The sequence below is a fragment of the Phytobacter sp. RSE-02 genome (genome assembly GCF_040578655.1).
GTDB lineage: Bacteria > Pseudomonadota > Gammaproteobacteria > Enterobacterales > Enterobacteriaceae > Phytobacter > Phytobacter diazotrophicus.
The window spans coordinates 246393-261331 of the sequence record NZ_JBEULY010000002.1; the positions used below are offsets into that span (position 1 = coordinate 246393).

Here is a 14939-nt window from a genome sequence, read left to right on the forward strand (position 1 = left end):
GGGATATATGGGCTATTTGAGTCGGGATGAGCGCCGGGAATTGATCCTGCAGGCGGCGATGCGCGTTGCGTTAAGTGACGGATTTGCCGGGATGACCGTGCGCAGGATAGCCAACGAAGCCGGTGTCGCCACGGGGCAGGTGCATCACCATTTCAGCTCGGGCGCAGAGCTAAAAGCGCAGGCGTTTGTGCGGGTGATGGGCGAACTGCTGGACGTGGATCTGTTACCCGAATCCGCAAGCTGGCGCGAACGGTTGCACGCCATGCTTGGCAGCAATGAAGATGGCTTCGATCCCTATATCCGTCTGTGGCGGGAAGCCCAACTGCTGGCAAGCAAAGAGCACGAGTTAAAAGGCGCTTATGTGCTGACGATGGAAATGTGGCATGAAAAGGTGGTCGATATTATTGATGCGGGCGTGAAAGCGGGTGAGTTTATCCGCCATGATTCGACGGAAAACATCGCCTGGCGCTTAATTGCCCTGGTCTGCGGGCTTGACGGCATCTATGTGCTTGGCATGCCAGATGTCGACGATGCGGCGTTTGATCGACACCTGGATGCCATGATTCATCGCGAGCTGTTTTACGCCCCTTCCCCGTGAAGATCGAAACGCGACATCACGGTGTCGAGCGCTTCAACGCTGAACCCATAATGCGGATCATCCGTACCCAGGCCGAATCGTTGCTGCATGATGTCATACAACGCCTGGGTATCCGGTAAGGTCTTCTCCTCCACCGCATGCCCGTCGAGCCAGTGGGTGAAGTGATAGTTAGTCAGCGTCAATTTCCCGCCGTCCGGCTGATGCAGGCACATCAGCAAATGGTGGCGAAAGTGCGATTGCGGCCAGTGCGCCGAGTGGAAATTCCCCATCACAAAATCGGCCTGATACTGCTGGCCCATCTCAAATTGGTAAATAGACTGCCAGCGATCGTGGTGGCGAAACTGCAAAATCCAGTCCGGCCCGGCCTGTTGCAGACGGTACAGACCATGCGGCGTCTCCTGCTCAATATCCGCCTTGAGGCGTACAGGTGCAGTGAGCGTGAGCCCGCCAAAGCCGACATCCGCAATCCACTGCTCGTCCCCTAACGTCACCAGCACGACACGGTGCGTGCGCGGCGGCATCTGCGGCGGATTTGCCAGCACCACGCGCCCCAGCAGGCTGCGCACCTCAAAGCCGATTTCGCGCAATACGCGCTCAAACAGGCCATTTTGCTCAAAGCAGTAGCCGCCACGACGGGCGATCACCAGTTTATTAAAGATGGCCTCATCGCTCAGTTCGATTTCCCGAGGCAGAACGACCTCAATATTTTCAAACGGAATGCTGCTGTTATGCTGCAGATGCAATGTACGCAATGTTTCCAGATTTACAGCGGGGACAGCGGTATAGCCAATACGGGCAAAATAGTCGTCCAAAAACGAGGTCATAAGAAGCTCCTGCAATAGATGTCCTTCTGTTATATCTCATTTTTTTCAGGGCACAGGGGATTTTGTGCCGTGGATTTATCGTTGTGTGCTCCGCTGCATAATCGCCAGCGCGGTCAGCATCAATGCGAGCCCGGTAATGAGCGTCAGCGTCGCCATCGCCATGCCTTGCCCAACCGATCCCTGTTCAAACTGCCGCCAGATAAAGACCGCCACCGTTTGCGTTCCTGCCGGGGCCAGCAACAGCGATGTCACCAGTTCACGCGACGCGATAGCAAAAACCATCAGCATCGCCGCCAGCATCGCCGGAAAGACCAGTGGCAGGACAATAAAACGCAATGCCTGCAGGGGGCTGGCGCCATGAACACGGGCGGCTGGCTCCAGATTCCCGCCTAATTGACGCAGCGCACTCCCGACATAGCGCACCGGCCAGGGCAGCAACAGACAACAGTACGAGAGCAGCAAAATAGCCCAGGTATTGTACGGCGAGACGGGCCAGAACGTGCGGTTCCACAAGAGAATCAGCCCCACCCCGACCACAATACCCGGTAGCGCGGCGGGCATCAGCGACAGGGCGTCTATAACACTGCGCCCTTTGATGCGCTGCACCACCACAAGCCAGGCGGCAAGCAGCCCGACAAAACCGGTGATCAATGCCGACGCAAAAGCCAGTGACAAACTGGTCCCCAGGGCTGTTAAGGCATCGCCCTGCTGAGCAAACAGCGCGGCATAATGGGCAGTCGTGGCGTTTGCCAGTGATAAGCCGCCCGACAGGGTCGACATCACGCCGGTGATCGCCATGGACAGCCCCGGCACCAGCACCGCCAGAAAGCCGACAAATGCCATCGCTCCTACCACCGGCAAGGTTGCGATACCCAGTTTCGCCCCCATATTTTCCGTGGGTTTACCCGTCACGCTGGTCACGTCCTTTCCACCGGTCAACTTGCCCTGTAACCACCAGGCGCTGAGCGCAATCACGATCAGAATCAGCGACAGCATGGACGCGCCCGGCAAGTCGATGGGCCAGTCGGCCAGTTTTTTTTCAATACCAACGGTCAGCATCACCACGCCGGAACGGGTGCCCAACGCGGCTGGTACGCCATACTCTTCAATCGCCAGGGTGAAGGCCAGCAGCATGCCTGCCGCCAGCGAAGGCGATAGCATAGGCAGCGTGACATGCCAAAAGGCACGCCAGGGCGTTGCGCCATGTACGCGGGCAACCAGCGCCAGACGCTGCCCGCTGGCAAGCAGGCTACGGGATACCGCGAAGTAAACGACCGGAAAAATATTGAGCGTCATGACCAGCACGATCCCGCTTTTGCTGAATAGCAATGCATTGAGATCAAACCCCAATAACTGGGCAAGATAGCCATTGGTTTGCAAAACCAGCATCCAGGAGAGCGCCGCAATATAGGGCGGCGTCAGAAACGGGATCAGAAACAGCAGATCCCACATCCGTGGACAGGGTAAATCGAACAGTCCACGCGCCACCCCCAGCGGCAGGCCAATACAGGCGCTCAGCAGCGCAACGCCTGCGGCAATTTGCAGCGTTCCGGCAAACATTGCCGGGAGTTGAGGTTCAGAAAACAGCGGGCGTAACCCGGAAAACGCGCCCTGCAAGGAGCCAGCGCTAAACTGCGGGAAAACGGCCTGCAGAACAATAAACAGCAACGGCAACGCGACCAGAACCATCAGCACGGCCACGGTCACAAGTGAGATTAATCGTTGGTTCACGGCGAGTATCCAGAAGACGGGGTTGCCCCCGTCAGATGATGATTACTGAGCGAAAAGTGTGTTGAAGCGCTTGAGCACGGCGCCGCGCTCGCTGGTGCCATCGTTTTTGGTCGGCAGAATTTTCAACTCGTTAAAGAGAGGACGTTTGGCCTGCACATCGGTACGCGCTGGCATCAGCCAGGCATCGGCCACCAGTTTCTGTCCTTCCGGCGACAGCACATAGTCCACAAACGCTTTGGCGTCAGCTTCATGTTGGGTGGATTTGAGGATCATCATGGGACGTGGCGCAATCACGGTACCACTGGCCGGGAAGATGACTTTCAGAGATTCACCCTGTTCAATGTTGCCATAGGTAACATAGTCAACCGCGCCAAACACCGCCGCTTTTGCACCTTGCATCACCGGCGTGACCGCCTGGGCGTTCGGACCGCTAACCACCATGCCGTTTTTCTTGAGTTCATCAAACAGTGTCCAGGCGTTTTCGCCCATGCCGTTTTGCAGACCGATCAGCAGGTCCAGCGATGCGCCAGACAGGGCCGGATCCGGGGTAGTGACTTTGTCTTTAAACGCAGCCGCCGTCAGATCTTTCCACTCTTTCGGCTCTGGCGTACCGCTTTTGGTATTCCAGACGATACCCAGCGCGGAAACGCCCTGGGCGACATAATCCGTACTTTTGAGCATTTCAGGCACCTTTTCGGCGTTGGCGCTTTGGTAAGGCAGCAACCAGCCACGGTTATGCAGATCTTCTGCGGTGTCCCAGGAGGCGGAAATCAGAATGTCCGCCTGCGGGTTGGCCTGCTCAGCTTCAAGGCGCGCCATGACTTTGCCGGTTGTGGCCTGGAAGATATCCACTTTCACCCCGGTTTTTTTCTCAAATCCGCTGGCAAGGCCTTTCGCCAGCGAACCCGGACCGGCGGTATAAACGGTGAGCGCATGAGCGCTGGACATCATAGCGGACGATAACACCATGGCTAAAGCAACTCCTTGTTTCAAAGACATTTTCATGCAATTTCCCCTGAGGTTGTTGTAATAGAACGAATGCCGTCTACACGACCGGCAGACAAATGAACAATACGGTCAGCGAGGATCTCGGCTTCACGGCGATCGTGGGTGACATAAACGGCGGTGATGCCGAGCTGGCGAAGCAGAGAGGCCATCTCACGGCACAAAGATTCGCGCAGCTCACTGTCGAGATTGGAAAGGGGTTCATCAAACAACAACACGCGCGGCTCGGCGACAATGGCCCGTGCCAGCGCCACTCGCTGCTGCTGGCCACCCGAGAGCCCGCAGGGTTTGCGCTTAGCAAACTCGCTAAGGCCAACGCGCGCCAGCGCTTGCAGGACACGGTTTTCACGTTCAGCGCGCGGGACATTACGCATCTTTAACGGGAAAGCGATATTCTCTTCCACCGTCATATGCGGCCACAGCGCATAGTCCTGAAAAACCATGCCAATATCACGGGACTCCGGCGGCAACGCCCATCCGGCCTTCGCCACCAGACGCGAACCGAAGGTAATGGTGCCGTCAGCAGGTTGTGTTAATCCGGCAAGTAAACGCAACAGCGTACTTTTGCCGCAGCCTGAGGGGCCGAGCAAAGCCACGATAGTGCCTGCGGGAATAAGGAGATCGATCTGATCGAGAACGGTGTTGTTGCCAAAGGCATACGACACACCTTCCAGGCGGATTTCTGTGAACGCGTCCATTAGCGCTCTCCCACAATGAGAAAGCGTCTGATACCCGTGGTCTTCATCCAACGGGCCGCGTCCACCTGCACGAACGTCAGGGGAGCATACATATTGTTATCCTCTTTGGGATTTGATGCGGCTGACTATAGGCAGGAAATGTGACGTATAAATTACGGTAATGTTGCGTCTTGATTTATATAGAGGAATAGTAAACCCTTAGAAGATCTCTCCTGATTTTCCCTAATATAAAAAGGTGATTACGTGCGTATCGCAACGATCACAAATTTTGCATACATCGCAACCGTTGTTCTGACACTCTCTTCCGGCTTTGCGCTGTTCAGCGCATCCGGTGCAGACCGGGCCGAACGGGAAGCCGTCGCCCAGATTCGCCTTTTCGATACGCTGACCGATGACCTGGAACGAGAAGCTTATGCGTTGAGTGACCTTGCGCGTGAGGCAGTGGTGAAGCGGCAGCCGGAGAACATCAAGGCCTGGCGACAAATGCTGGAGACCGATGTCCAGTTCGAAAACCATCTGCTGGGTTTACACGATAACGGCGCAACGTCAGCAGAAATACTGATCCTCCGGGATGGCCTTAAGGTCTTTGATCAACTTGAAGATGAGCAGCGTGCTGCCATAGCCGCTGTGGAAGCGGGCAATGTTAATGAAGGCATGAATATCATCTTTGGTCAGCAGTATGAAGACCAGCTTGCTCAGGCCGAATACCGTTTTGCCCATTTTCGTAGCCTGGCGGATCAACGCACTGCGAGCGTCATTGCCGAGGCGACGGCGCTATCGCAACGGCTACGCACGGTGTCTGAGGTGATGGTGGCGGTTACCGCCCTGCTTTTCTTGTTTGTGCTTGGGTTTATTATCAAACACCGCATCTTGCGCCCGGTGGTCACGCTGAGCGACGTGGTGAACCGACTGGCGACACAGGATTATGCGGTGGAAACACCGGTACTGGCGCAGGTAGATGAAATTGGCGATATGGCGCAAGCCATCCATATTTTTCGTGAGAACGGTCTTGCCCGACAGCGCCTGGAACAAGAACGTGATGCCGAGTGGGCTTCGCGCACACTGCTGGCGAGGATGACGCAACGTCTACAGGGCTGTGATTCCCATGCGGGCATTGTCAGGGTCGTTGGCCGTTTCGCGCCGAAAATCATCCCCGACATGGGGGGGCGACTCTACATTCTGGATTCGCGGACAAACCGCATGAAATGCGCGGCCCGCTGGCTCCTGCCGCCCGGCGAGGATGCCCCCTTTACCCCCGATGCCTGTTGGGCATTAAAACGTGGACAACTGCACTGTCCGTCGCACGATTCGGTAGATATGCCCTGCGAACATCTTGTGCCGGAGGTGGCCGCACGGGCCATTTGTGTTCCGTTAATCGCGCAAAACAAGATTATCGGCCTGCTCACCTTCGATAATGAGCAGCAGAAAGAGCCGACCTACGCCTATCTGGAACTGATGGCAGAGACCATCGCGCTTGCGCTGGCAAACCAGATATTGCGCGATACCCTGACAGAAAAAGCGACCCATGATTCGCTGACCGGGTTGCGTAATCGCCATAATCTGGATGAGACCCTTCGCAGCCTGGTTGATCAGTCGATGGCAAACGGAACCTCGCTGAGTTGCCTGATGATCGATATCGACTACTTTAAAAAGCTTAATGATAGCCACGGACACGAAGCGGGTGACAAAGTGCTGCGCGACATTGCCCGGTTGTTACAGGATACGGTGGGCGATAACGGGATTGCCTTCCGCTACGGTGGCGAGGAGTTTCTGATTATTTTGCCGGATACCAGCGAGACCGATGCCAAAAAACTGGCTGAACGGTTACTGCAAAGCGTACTGGACCATCGCATATTTTATGAGTCGCATGATATCGGGCAGGTTTCGATCTCTATCGGTCTGGCTACCTGGCCGCAGCATGCGCGGGCGGCAAATCTGATCCGGGCAGCGGACCTTGCGCTTTATATGGCTAAAGAACAGGGGCGCGGCCAGATTGTGGTCGCCCGCAATGCCAACGCACCTCAGACACAACTTTCCTCCTGATATGATGGCTGCGCGGTAGTGCGCGCAGCCATTTCGTTACAGTGTCACTTCTTCACAGTCTGCCTGCAAGCGGTCGGCCTCTTCCTGCGGCATCCCGGCGCGCACTGCCGCCGCACAAATCCCCTGCCAGCTCCCCGGGTCCAACGGAATCCCCTGCGCCTTACGCAGACGGCGGTTGTTCTCTTCCCACTCGCCTGGCACCAGAATCGGCTCGTCATTGCTATGCGGCGACTGTTTCACCCATTCAACAAAAGCCTGCGTTTGTTGCTGCATATCCGGCGCGGCAAACATGTCCGGGTTTAAAATAATGGTGGTCATACAGTTGAAAATAGCATCGACGCTGGCCTGCAAAGAGCCCTGATGGGTGGTCTGTCCGCCGGATAAGGCTCCCCCCATAATTTCGCACAGTGCCGCCAGCGCATAGCCTTTATGTTGCGCAAATGTCACCAGTGACCCCAGCGGCGAACGATGCATAACCGCCGGGTCGTTAGTGGCAAGCCCCTGCGCGTCAATAAGACAACCATCAGGCACCGGCTCGCCTTTGTGGTAAGCCACGCGCGTTTTTCCAAATGCAATGGCGCTGGTTGCGTAGTCCAGCAACAGGGGCGATTGTCCTTCCCGGGGGAAAACCACGCAAAAAGGATTTGTCCCGAACCGACTGTCTTTTCCACCAAACGGGGCCACCATCGGATCGCCGACGACGTTGACAAAATGGATGGAGATAAAACCGGCTGCGGCACACTGTTCGGCCCAGTAACCAATACGTCCGATATGATGGGAATTGTGAAGCGCAACGGCGGCAAGGCCATGCTGTCGGGCCTTTTCAATGCCCAGTGAGATAGCCTCATGCGCGGCGACCTGACCAAAAGCCTGATTGCCGTTCAGGGTGACCACCGCGCCCATATCTTTCACCACGCTGGCATGGCGGTTAAGTTGCAGGTAGCCCTGTTCAAGGGAGCGAACATAGCTCGGGATCATCCCTACGCCATGAGAATCGTGTCCGGCAAGGTTTGCCGCCAGCAAATGGTCCGCAACCAGGCGAGCTTCCTGTGGTTCGCTGCCCGCATAGTGCAGGATTTTCTCGATAAAATGGTGTAAGCGCTGGGGATGAAGACGAAGCCCTGTATCCATTGATATTTCTCCATTTATTATGTTGTTGTCTGCATTTCCATGCTGCATGTGAGCTTGCCTGAGGTCAATAACTGTACGGGCACAGAGAATAATGGCCTGAAGATTGTTTCTGTGCGGGATAAACATGCAATGCACGGTGTCAGTACCTGGCATCTGTGCTTTAATTCCTGCACGACAGAACGAAGGAGTGGCTTATGAGTTTTTTCCGTCCGGTGGCACTGGATCACGCCAGCCGCTTGCTGAATCACGGCCCGACCATACTGATTACCAGTCGTGATGAGAGTATCGACCGTCGCAATGTTATGGCGGCGGCCTGGTCAATGCCCGTTGAATTTTCTCCCGCCCGCATCGCGATCGTGGTGGACAAAAGCGCCTGGTCGCGTGAACTGATTGAACGCAGCGGTATGTTCGGCATTGTGGTGCCGGGCGTGGCGGCCACCCGCTGGACCTGGGCGGTGGGCAGCATTAGCGGTCGCGAAGAGGATAAATTCAACTGTTACGGTATTCCGGCCATCGCTGGCCCGGTACTGGGGCTGCCGGTCGTAGAGGAAAAGTGTCTGGCGTGGATGGAATGCCGCCTGTTGCCGCCTACTGCCGCAATGGAAAAGTATGACACCTTGTTTGGTGAGGTGGTCTCCGCCGCTGCGGATGAACGCGCCTTTAGCAACGGCCACTGGCAGTTTGATGATGACCAGTTGAACACCATCCACCATCTGGGCGGCGGCAATTTCGTCACCAGCGGCAAGTCGATAAAAGTTCCGGGTTAACCTGAAACTCGCCCCGGTAAGCGCAGCGCCACCGGGGACAATCCCCCCGCCCTAAGATCTTCTTAACGGCGAGCAGCCCTTCACCATCAGATGTGAGAAATCCGGCGTCGCTCTTCACTCGGCGTAATACCGAACACTTTTTTATACAACGTGGTGAAATGGTTGCTGTTAGCAAAGCCGCACAGATAGGCAATATCGGTAATGGTCGCGTCAGTCTCACGCAATTTAACCCGCGCAGAAACCAAACGCAGGCGCTTAATATAGCTGTCGGGCGTTAAGCCTGTAGCCTCTTTGATATGACGAAATGCTGTACGACTGGTCAGGTGAAACTGCTCGGGCAGTAGCGACCAGTCATGTTCCTGAAAACAGTTTTCCTGAAGGTAATGCAACAGCTTATGCAGCTTATATTTGGTGTTGCTGTATTCCGCCTCCGATTGCGCATGCAAAATGGTAGTGAGCAGTTGAAAAAAACAGGATTCGCGCAGCGCGCATTTATCCTCAGACTGCATAGCAGATGCGAATATTTTCTCGATAATGCGCTTACACTGGGCGCGCGTATCGGGGGCTAACCAGCCATAACGGGCCGCCTCCTGACCGGAAAGCGAAAGTAATAATGGGGTTATATCTGTTAAATAACGGAAATTAACCATAGGGTTAATCAGGATATTAATCAACTTAAGCGTACCCAGCTCATCGTAAAAATGAAAATCAGGGCCGCGTACGAAAAATACATCTCCTTGCTGAATATACATAGGCTTGCCATTAATAACGTGCAAACCATGCCCCTCTTCCACAATAACCAACTCATCGAACTCATGACAATGCTCACAGCCATTGTCTTCCGGATCGCTGGAATAACGCGCAAGTTTGGTTGTTACCGTCGGAAAATAATACTCAACTGTCAGTTTATTCATTCAGGATACCGAAAATGAGGAACGCTCTTCCTGCACAATAATGCAAAGCCGGAGGGACAACGAGCCCTGTTTAATAAATTGTGATCGCAGGCGATATCACCACACTGTCATTGCCATTGTCACATCTACTTTGGCATTCCGGGAGTGGCCCGCCGCGCGCTGCACATTCTATCCTGCCTCCACAATGAAAACAGAGGATGCAGCATGTCTCAAGCGCTACAACAAAACCCCAGTATCACTATGGTGCGCCACGCCGATTTTCTGGCGACGGCCGAGGCGTTAAAGCCACAACTTCACCGCGCAATGTTACAGCCGCGCCAACAAGTTATTGCCCTGCCTGATGTGGAGGCCATTCACGGCTGGCGCGCCGAAGACAGCGGTACTCTGGAGGAATTCTATGGACGGGAACTGAATTCCGGCGATAGCGTGATCCTTGATTTTGGGACCCACTGCGTGGGGCATTTGTCGTTACGCTGTCATGCGGTGGGTAGCCCACCGGATGCGCCGGCCCACATCCGCCTGACGTTTGGTGAAACCCTCAGCGAAGTCACCGAACCGTTTAGCGAATATGAGGGCTGGCTGTGTCGCAGTTGGTTACAACAGCACGACGAATTTATCGATCTGTTGCCCGCCACGCTGGAGCTGTCACGTCGCTACTGCCTGCGCTACCTGAAAATCGAGGTGATGGCGGTATCGCGTAAATATCGCCTGTGCGTCGACAATGTGACTCTCACCACCGTCAGTTCGGCACCGGCTGAGTGTCTGCCCTGTCACTCAGTGGATCCGCTACTGCGGCAAATCGATGCGGTCTCGGTACACACCCTGCGCAACTGTATGCAGGACGTTTTTGAAGATGGTCCCAAACGTGACCGCCGTTTGTGGCTGGGAGATCTACGCCTGCAGGCGTTGGTTAACGACGTGACCTTTGCCCGGCACGATCTGGTACGCCGCTGCCTCTATCTGTTTGCCGGTAACACCCGTGAAGATGGCATGCTGTCTGCCAATATCTTCGTCCAGCCTGAGGTCATCGCCGACGACACCTTTCTTTTCGACTATGCCCTGTTCTTTATCGATGTGCTGTTTAACTACCTTAGCAGCACCGGCGACAAACAGACCGCGCAAGAACTGTGGCCCACCGCCTGGCGTCAGGTTGAGCTGGCGCTTGAGCGTTGTGATTCCAGTGGAATTGTCCGTGACGATGAGACCTGGTGGTCGTTTATCGACTGGCATGACGAGCTGAATAAACAGGCTGCCTCGCAAGGCGTACTGATCTTCTGCCTTGAGCGCGCCCTGTCACTGGCCAAAGACTACGACGTCAGCAAGGTGGCGTTACTCACAAAAACGCTGGAGCGCCTGAAAGCCGCGGCTTACCGCGCATTCTGGGATGAGACGTGTGGCTTCTACGTTAGCGGCGCACATCGGCAGATCTCCTGCGCTTCGCAAGTCTGGCTGGTCCTGGCCGATGTTGGCAGCGCTGAACAGCAACGTCAGGTTATGCAACGCCTGCTGGCACAGCCGCCGGAAATCGGCATGAACACCCCCTATCTGCGTCATCACTTTATTGCTGCCCTGCTCAAAACGGGCCTGCAACAACAGGCGGTGACCGAAATTAAAGCGTACTGGGGTGCGATGGTGAAGCACGGTGCGGACACCTTCTGGGAATTGTATGACCCGCAACGTCCTGAGTATTCTCCGTATGGCAGTAAAATAATTAATAGCTACTGCCACGCGTGGAGTTGTACCCCGGCCTGGTTTATTCGCCAGTACGGACTTTAATCACAACAATAGTGAGTTTTTCTATGGCTGAAATAACATCTACCCTGTGGCGGCAGCGTGTTGGTTATGGCATCGCTGACCTCTCCTGTAACCTTGTGTGGCAATTAATCTCGCTTTATTTGATGTTTTTTTATACCGATGTAATGGAGCTACCTGCTTATTACGTGGGGATTATGTTTTTAGTGACTCGCCTGGTCGATGGCGTTGCTGATGTATTAATGGGGCTGGTCATCGACAATACGACAACGCGCTGGGGGCGTTGCCGTCCGTATTTATTAATCGGCGCGGTTCCCTTTGGTTTACTCTGTGTACTGGCGTTTTATGTGCCGGATTTTGGCACCACCGGTAAATTAATCTATGCCTTTTTAACGTATCTGTGTTTGTCGTTTTTATATACCATCGTCAATATTCCGTTCTGCGCGATGCTGCCCTTTATTACCAATGATTCGCGCGAGCGCACGACGTTGTCGACGGTGCGCATTTTGCTGGGCTCATTAGGTTCAACGATTGTCGCCGTGGCAACCTTGCCGCTGGTCAATACACTGGGCAAAGGCAATCAGACACAAGGTTTTTTCTACACGGCGATCGTGTTTGGCGTGATTGCGACTTTCTTTTTACTCATCAGCTTTCGCAATGTGGAAGAGAAAATCAGCATTACCCAGGAGCGGATGACCTTAAAACGCGCGTGGACGGGCCTGAAATCCAATCAACCATGGTTTGTCTTTGCCCTGAATATCTTCCTGATGTGGGGTGCGTTCTTTTTCCAGACCGGCGCACTGGTCTATTTTTTCCATTATTACGTGGGTAATGTCGAACTCACCGCAATTATTGCCGGGATCTCCACCTTCGTTCCCCTGCTCGGAACCTTAACGGTGCCCGCGCTTGCCAGCCGCATGAAAAAACGGCACGTCTATCTGGTGGCCAGTTCCATCAATCTGCTTGGCATGGCGGTGATGATTGTCTCTGGTGTACAGACGCTGGGGCTGATGATTGGGGCGGTCATCCTCTCACTCGGCGCAGGCCAGCGTACAGCAATCTACTTTTCGATGCAGGCTGACCCGGTGGATTACGGCGTGTGGAAAACGGGTATCAATACCGCCGGGATTTTAACCTCCATCAACGGTTTCCTGGGCAAAGTTGCGATGGCCGGTGCCGGGGCGATCACCGGTATCCTGCTCTCCTCCGGCGGCTATGTTGCCAACCAGACCCAGAATGAAACGGCGCTGCTCGCCATTAAATCCTGCTATCTCTACATTCCAGCCGCGCTCATCATCGCCTCAATGATCTGGATTGGTCGTTTTTATCGACTGGACGATCATTACGAAGCCATCCGCGCCGACCTTGATGCCGGAAAACACGCGCCTGCGGATAAACTCGCCTTACAGGGTGAACGTACGGCGATATAACCACACTCAAATATAAAAAACCTCTGACTTTTAAGGACTTTTATGCGTATCACACTGATTAGCGCAGCGGTTTGCTGCGCCTTTTTTGGGGTAAATACGGCGCAAGCTGCCGCTCTGACGGTTGAACAGCGGCTGGCATTGCTGGAATCGCGGCTTAATGACGCGGTTAATCAGGCCAGCGAGGCGAATGCCAGAGCCAAAGCGGCAGAACAGCGAACCATCAGCGCCGAGAACCGGGCCAAAAACGCGGAGCAACAATTACACGCTCTTAACGCGCGTACCACCGTCAGTGAGCAAAAAATGCAGGCGACGGAGAACAAAGTAAACGCGCAGGCAAGCAAAAGTACGCTCGGTGACGGCGTAGAATTTAATGCCTATGCCCGCTCCGGCATGCTGGTGAACAACCACGGTAAAGGTGGGCGCGGCGGCCCGGGCGTCTCCCCTGCCAGCTCGTTAAACGGTGATGCGCATGTCGGGCGTCTGGGCAATGAAAAGGATAACTATGTCGAGCTGAGTCTCGGCAAGAAAATGACTTTTGATGATGGCTCATGGGCGCATTTTAAAACCATGATTGCCGACGGTGCGAATAACCCGGATCCCTGGGTTCAGGACAACGACAGCCACCATATCAATGTGCGCCAGCTATATGTAGAGATGGGTAATTTTGCCGATTTCTCCGGTCCCGTCAAAAATGCCTCTATCTGGGCGGGTAAACGCTTTGACCGGGATAACTTCGATATTCACTTTACCGACAGCGATATCATGTTCCTCGGCGGGACCGGCGGTGGGATCAATGACGTTCAATGGGGGGAAAACGTACGCGGCGATTATTCGGTCTATGCGCGTAACTTCGGCGATCTGGGCAGCGATAACTACGACGACAATGACGTCCAGAACGTGATGTTTACCGCTAACCACTTCTTTGGTGACCACCTGCAACTGATGCTCACCGGCATGACCGCCCAGGGCAACGACACGCTGAAAGACCGGACGTCGACCAGCGGAAGTTATGCGCTTCGCAGCGACAATACCGCTAAAAACGGCTATTACGCGATGCTGGCCTGGCATGACAAGCAGCAATTCTACGGGCTGGCGCCAGGAGTATCGGAAACGGCGTTACAATACGGTGGCGGCCTTGGCGCAGAAGCACGCCAGCCGGGTAGCGATGGCGACCTGACGGATAACGCCACCTCGGTGCGTTTTGCCTCGTACGGTATTCTACCTGTGGCAAAAAACTGGGAAATCGCCCCATCGGTTATCGCCCAACACAGCGAGGATCGCTATCGTGACGGCGACCGTTATGACTGGGTTTCCTTTAACCTGCGTGCGTCACAGGCCATTACGCGCAACTTCGCCCTGCTCTATGAAGCGTCCTGGCAGTATATGGACCTCGACCCGAACGGACGCACCTACCGCTCCGACGATACGCTGTACCGCTACCAGAAAGTGAAAGGCGACTTCTACAAACTGACCTTCGCGCCGACATTTAAAGTCGGTGATATTTTCGATATCAAAGCACGTCCTGAAATCCGCTTTTTCGCGACATGGATGAACTGGGATAAAGCGCTTGACCGCTATGCAGTCAACGATGACTTTGGTAGCAAAGGCTTTACGGCAGGCGGAACCTGGAACTTTGGGGTGCAAACGGAGATTTGGTTCTAAAAACAAAGGCGGGCACGGTGCCCGCCGATGACCCACTCGCCCCTTTTTGGGAGAGGGGCGGGGTGAGGGGAAAAGCGTGTGCAGACATCTCCCCGCAAGCCATTACATCTGATAACCGGGCTTCTTAATGAGTGTGTCCATCTGCGGCCCGATTTCCGTATCCCATACTTCGCTTTTCCACGCATCCGGGTCGATTTCGGTTAACGCGACGCTGATGGAACTGTCTTTGCTGCTTAAATGACGGGTGATCACATCGGCGATATCGGCCGCCAGCGCGGTTTTTTGCTCATCGTTCAGGTCACGGGGAAAACATTTGATATCAACATGTGGCATGGTGTGCTCCTTATAGTGGGACAACCAACCTACCACACTGAAAAAACGTCA

Annotated in this window: 13 protein-coding genes; 6 read left to right on the forward strand and 7 right to left on the reverse strand. The window is 54.7% G+C overall.

Annotation, left to right across the window (positions count from 1 at the left end; all coding sequences use genetic code 11):
- The first annotated feature begins 7 nt into the window (after nt 1-7).
- Complete coding sequence (locus tag ABU190_RS04820) at nt 8-598, forward strand: TetR family transcriptional regulator (protein WP_354690568.1); 591 nt, start codon at nt 8-10, stop codon at nt 596-598.
- Here ABU190_RS04820 and ABU190_RS04825 read toward each other — a convergent pair.
- The 4 genes from ABU190_RS04825 to ABU190_RS04840 all read right to left on the reverse strand — a co-directional run bounded on the left by ABU190_RS04825 (nt 580) and on the right by ABU190_RS04840 (nt 4856).
- On the reverse strand, nt 580-1422 hold the full coding sequence (locus ABU190_RS04825; protein WP_354690569.1) for an arylamine N-acetyltransferase: 843 nt from the start codon (nt 1420-1422) through the stop codon (nt 580-582). The two genes, ABU190_RS04820 and ABU190_RS04825, sit on opposite strands and share 19 nt — an antisense overlap.
- Before the next feature lie 75 nt (nt 1423-1497).
- Entirely contained in the window at nt 1498-3153 is a 1656-nt protein-coding gene (locus tag ABU190_RS04830) for an iron ABC transporter permease (protein WP_354690570.1), read from the reverse strand.
- A 42-nt stretch (nt 3154-3195) separates the two neighbouring features.
- Nucleotides 3196-4158: an ABC transporter substrate-binding protein gene (locus ABU190_RS04835; protein WP_354690571.1), complete on the reverse strand. Its 963-nt coding sequence runs from the start codon at nt 4156-4158 to the stop codon at nt 3196-3198.
- Complete coding sequence (locus ABU190_RS04840) at nt 4155-4856, reverse strand: ABC transporter ATP-binding protein (RefSeq protein ID WP_354690572.1); 702 nt, start codon at nt 4854-4856, stop codon at nt 4155-4157. Before ABU190_RS04840 ends, ABU190_RS04835 begins: the two co-directional genes overlap by 4 nt.
- 243 nt (nt 4857-5099) lie before the next feature.
- On the opposite strand from ABU190_RS04840, the gene ABU190_RS04845 reads away from it, so the two are divergent.
- On the forward strand, nt 5100-6899 hold the full coding sequence (locus tag ABU190_RS04845; protein WP_354690573.1) for a sensor domain-containing diguanylate cyclase: 1800 nt from the start codon (nt 5100-5102) through the stop codon (nt 6897-6899).
- A gap of 36 nt (nt 6900-6935) precedes the next feature.
- Here ABU190_RS04845 and ABU190_RS04850 read toward each other — a convergent pair whose 3' ends face one another.
- Nucleotides 6936-8030, reverse strand: coding sequence for a malate/lactate/ureidoglycolate dehydrogenase (locus tag ABU190_RS04850; protein WP_354690574.1), 1095 nt, complete (start codon nt 8028-8030; stop codon nt 6936-6938).
- A gap of 194 nt (nt 8031-8224) precedes the next feature.
- Between ABU190_RS04850 and ABU190_RS04855 the strand changes: the two genes are divergently transcribed.
- Nucleotides 8225-8797: a flavin reductase family protein gene (locus ABU190_RS04855; RefSeq protein ID WP_039079068.1), complete on the forward strand. Its 573-nt coding sequence runs from the start codon at nt 8225-8227 to the stop codon at nt 8795-8797.
- A gap of 86 nt (nt 8798-8883) precedes the next feature.
- On the opposite strand, the gene ABU190_RS04860 is transcribed toward ABU190_RS04855, so the two are convergent.
- Nucleotides 8884-9711, reverse strand: a complete 828-nt coding sequence (locus ABU190_RS04860) for a helix-turn-helix domain-containing protein (RefSeq protein WP_354690575.1) — start codon at nt 9709-9711, stop codon at nt 8884-8886.
- Nucleotides 9712-9915: 204 nt separating this feature from the next.
- On the opposite strand from ABU190_RS04860, the gene ABU190_RS04865 reads away from it, so the two are divergent.
- The 3 genes from ABU190_RS04865 to ABU190_RS04875 are packed head-to-tail and all read left to right on the forward strand — an operon-like array spanning nt 9916 to nt 14555.
- Nucleotides 9916-11487: a sugar hydrolase gene (locus ABU190_RS04865; protein WP_354690576.1), complete on the forward strand. Its 1572-nt coding sequence runs from the start codon at nt 9916-9918 to the stop codon at nt 11485-11487.
- 23 nt (nt 11488-11510) lie between these two features.
- On the forward strand, nt 11511-12893 hold the full coding sequence (locus ABU190_RS04870; RefSeq protein WP_354690577.1) for a glycoside-pentoside-hexuronide (GPH):cation symporter: 1383 nt from the start codon (nt 11511-11513) through the stop codon (nt 12891-12893).
- 42 nt (nt 12894-12935) lie between these two features.
- The gene (locus tag ABU190_RS04875) at nt 12936-14555 is read left to right on the forward strand and encodes a carbohydrate porin (RefSeq protein ID WP_354690578.1); all 1620 of its coding nucleotides are present in this window, start codon (nt 12936-12938) and stop codon (nt 14553-14555) included.
- 102 nt (nt 14556-14657) lie between these two features.
- Here the strand turns inward: ABU190_RS04875 and pptA are convergent, their stop codons facing one another.
- Nucleotides 14658-14888, reverse strand: coding sequence for a tautomerase PptA (gene pptA / locus ABU190_RS04880; protein WP_039079069.1), 231 nt, complete (start codon nt 14886-14888; stop codon nt 14658-14660).
- Nucleotides 14889-14939 lie beyond the last annotated feature (51 nt).

Coding starts and splice junctions, on each gene's coding strand:
- ABU190_RS04820 (WP_354690568.1), top strand. CDS start 8: ATGGGCTATTTGAGTCGGGATGAGCGCCGGGAATTGATCCTGCAGGCG.
- ABU190_RS04825 (WP_354690569.1), bottom strand. CDS start 1,422: ATGACCTCGTTTTTGGACGACTATTTTGCCCGTATTGGCTATACCGCT.
- ABU190_RS04835 (WP_354690571.1), bottom strand. CDS start 4,158: ATGAAAATGTCTTTGAAACAAGGAGTTGCTTTAGCCATGGTGTTATCG.
- ABU190_RS04840 (WP_354690572.1), bottom strand. CDS start 4,856: ATGGACGCGTTCACAGAAATCCGCCTGGAAGGTGTGTCGTATGCCTTT.
- ABU190_RS04850 (WP_354690574.1), bottom strand. CDS start 8,030: ATGGATACAGGGCTTCGTCTTCATCCCCAGCGCTTACACCATTTTATC.
- ABU190_RS04855 (WP_039079068.1), top strand. CDS start 8,225: ATGAGTTTTTTCCGTCCGGTGGCACTGGATCACGCCAGCCGCTTGCTG.
- ABU190_RS04860 (WP_354690575.1), bottom strand. CDS start 9,711: ATGAATAAACTGACAGTTGAGTATTATTTTCCGACGGTAACAACCAAA.
- ABU190_RS04865 (WP_354690576.1), top strand. CDS start 9,916: ATGTCTCAAGCGCTACAACAAAACCCCAGTATCACTATGGTGCGCCAC.
- ABU190_RS04870 (WP_354690577.1), top strand. CDS start 11,511: ATGGCTGAAATAACATCTACCCTGTGGCGGCAGCGTGTTGGTTATGGC.
- ABU190_RS04875 (WP_354690578.1), top strand. CDS start 12,936: ATGCGTATCACACTGATTAGCGCAGCGGTTTGCTGCGCCTTTTTTGGG.
- pptA (WP_039079069.1), bottom strand. CDS start 14,888: ATGCCACATGTTGATATCAAATGTTTTCCCCGTGACCTGAACGATGAG.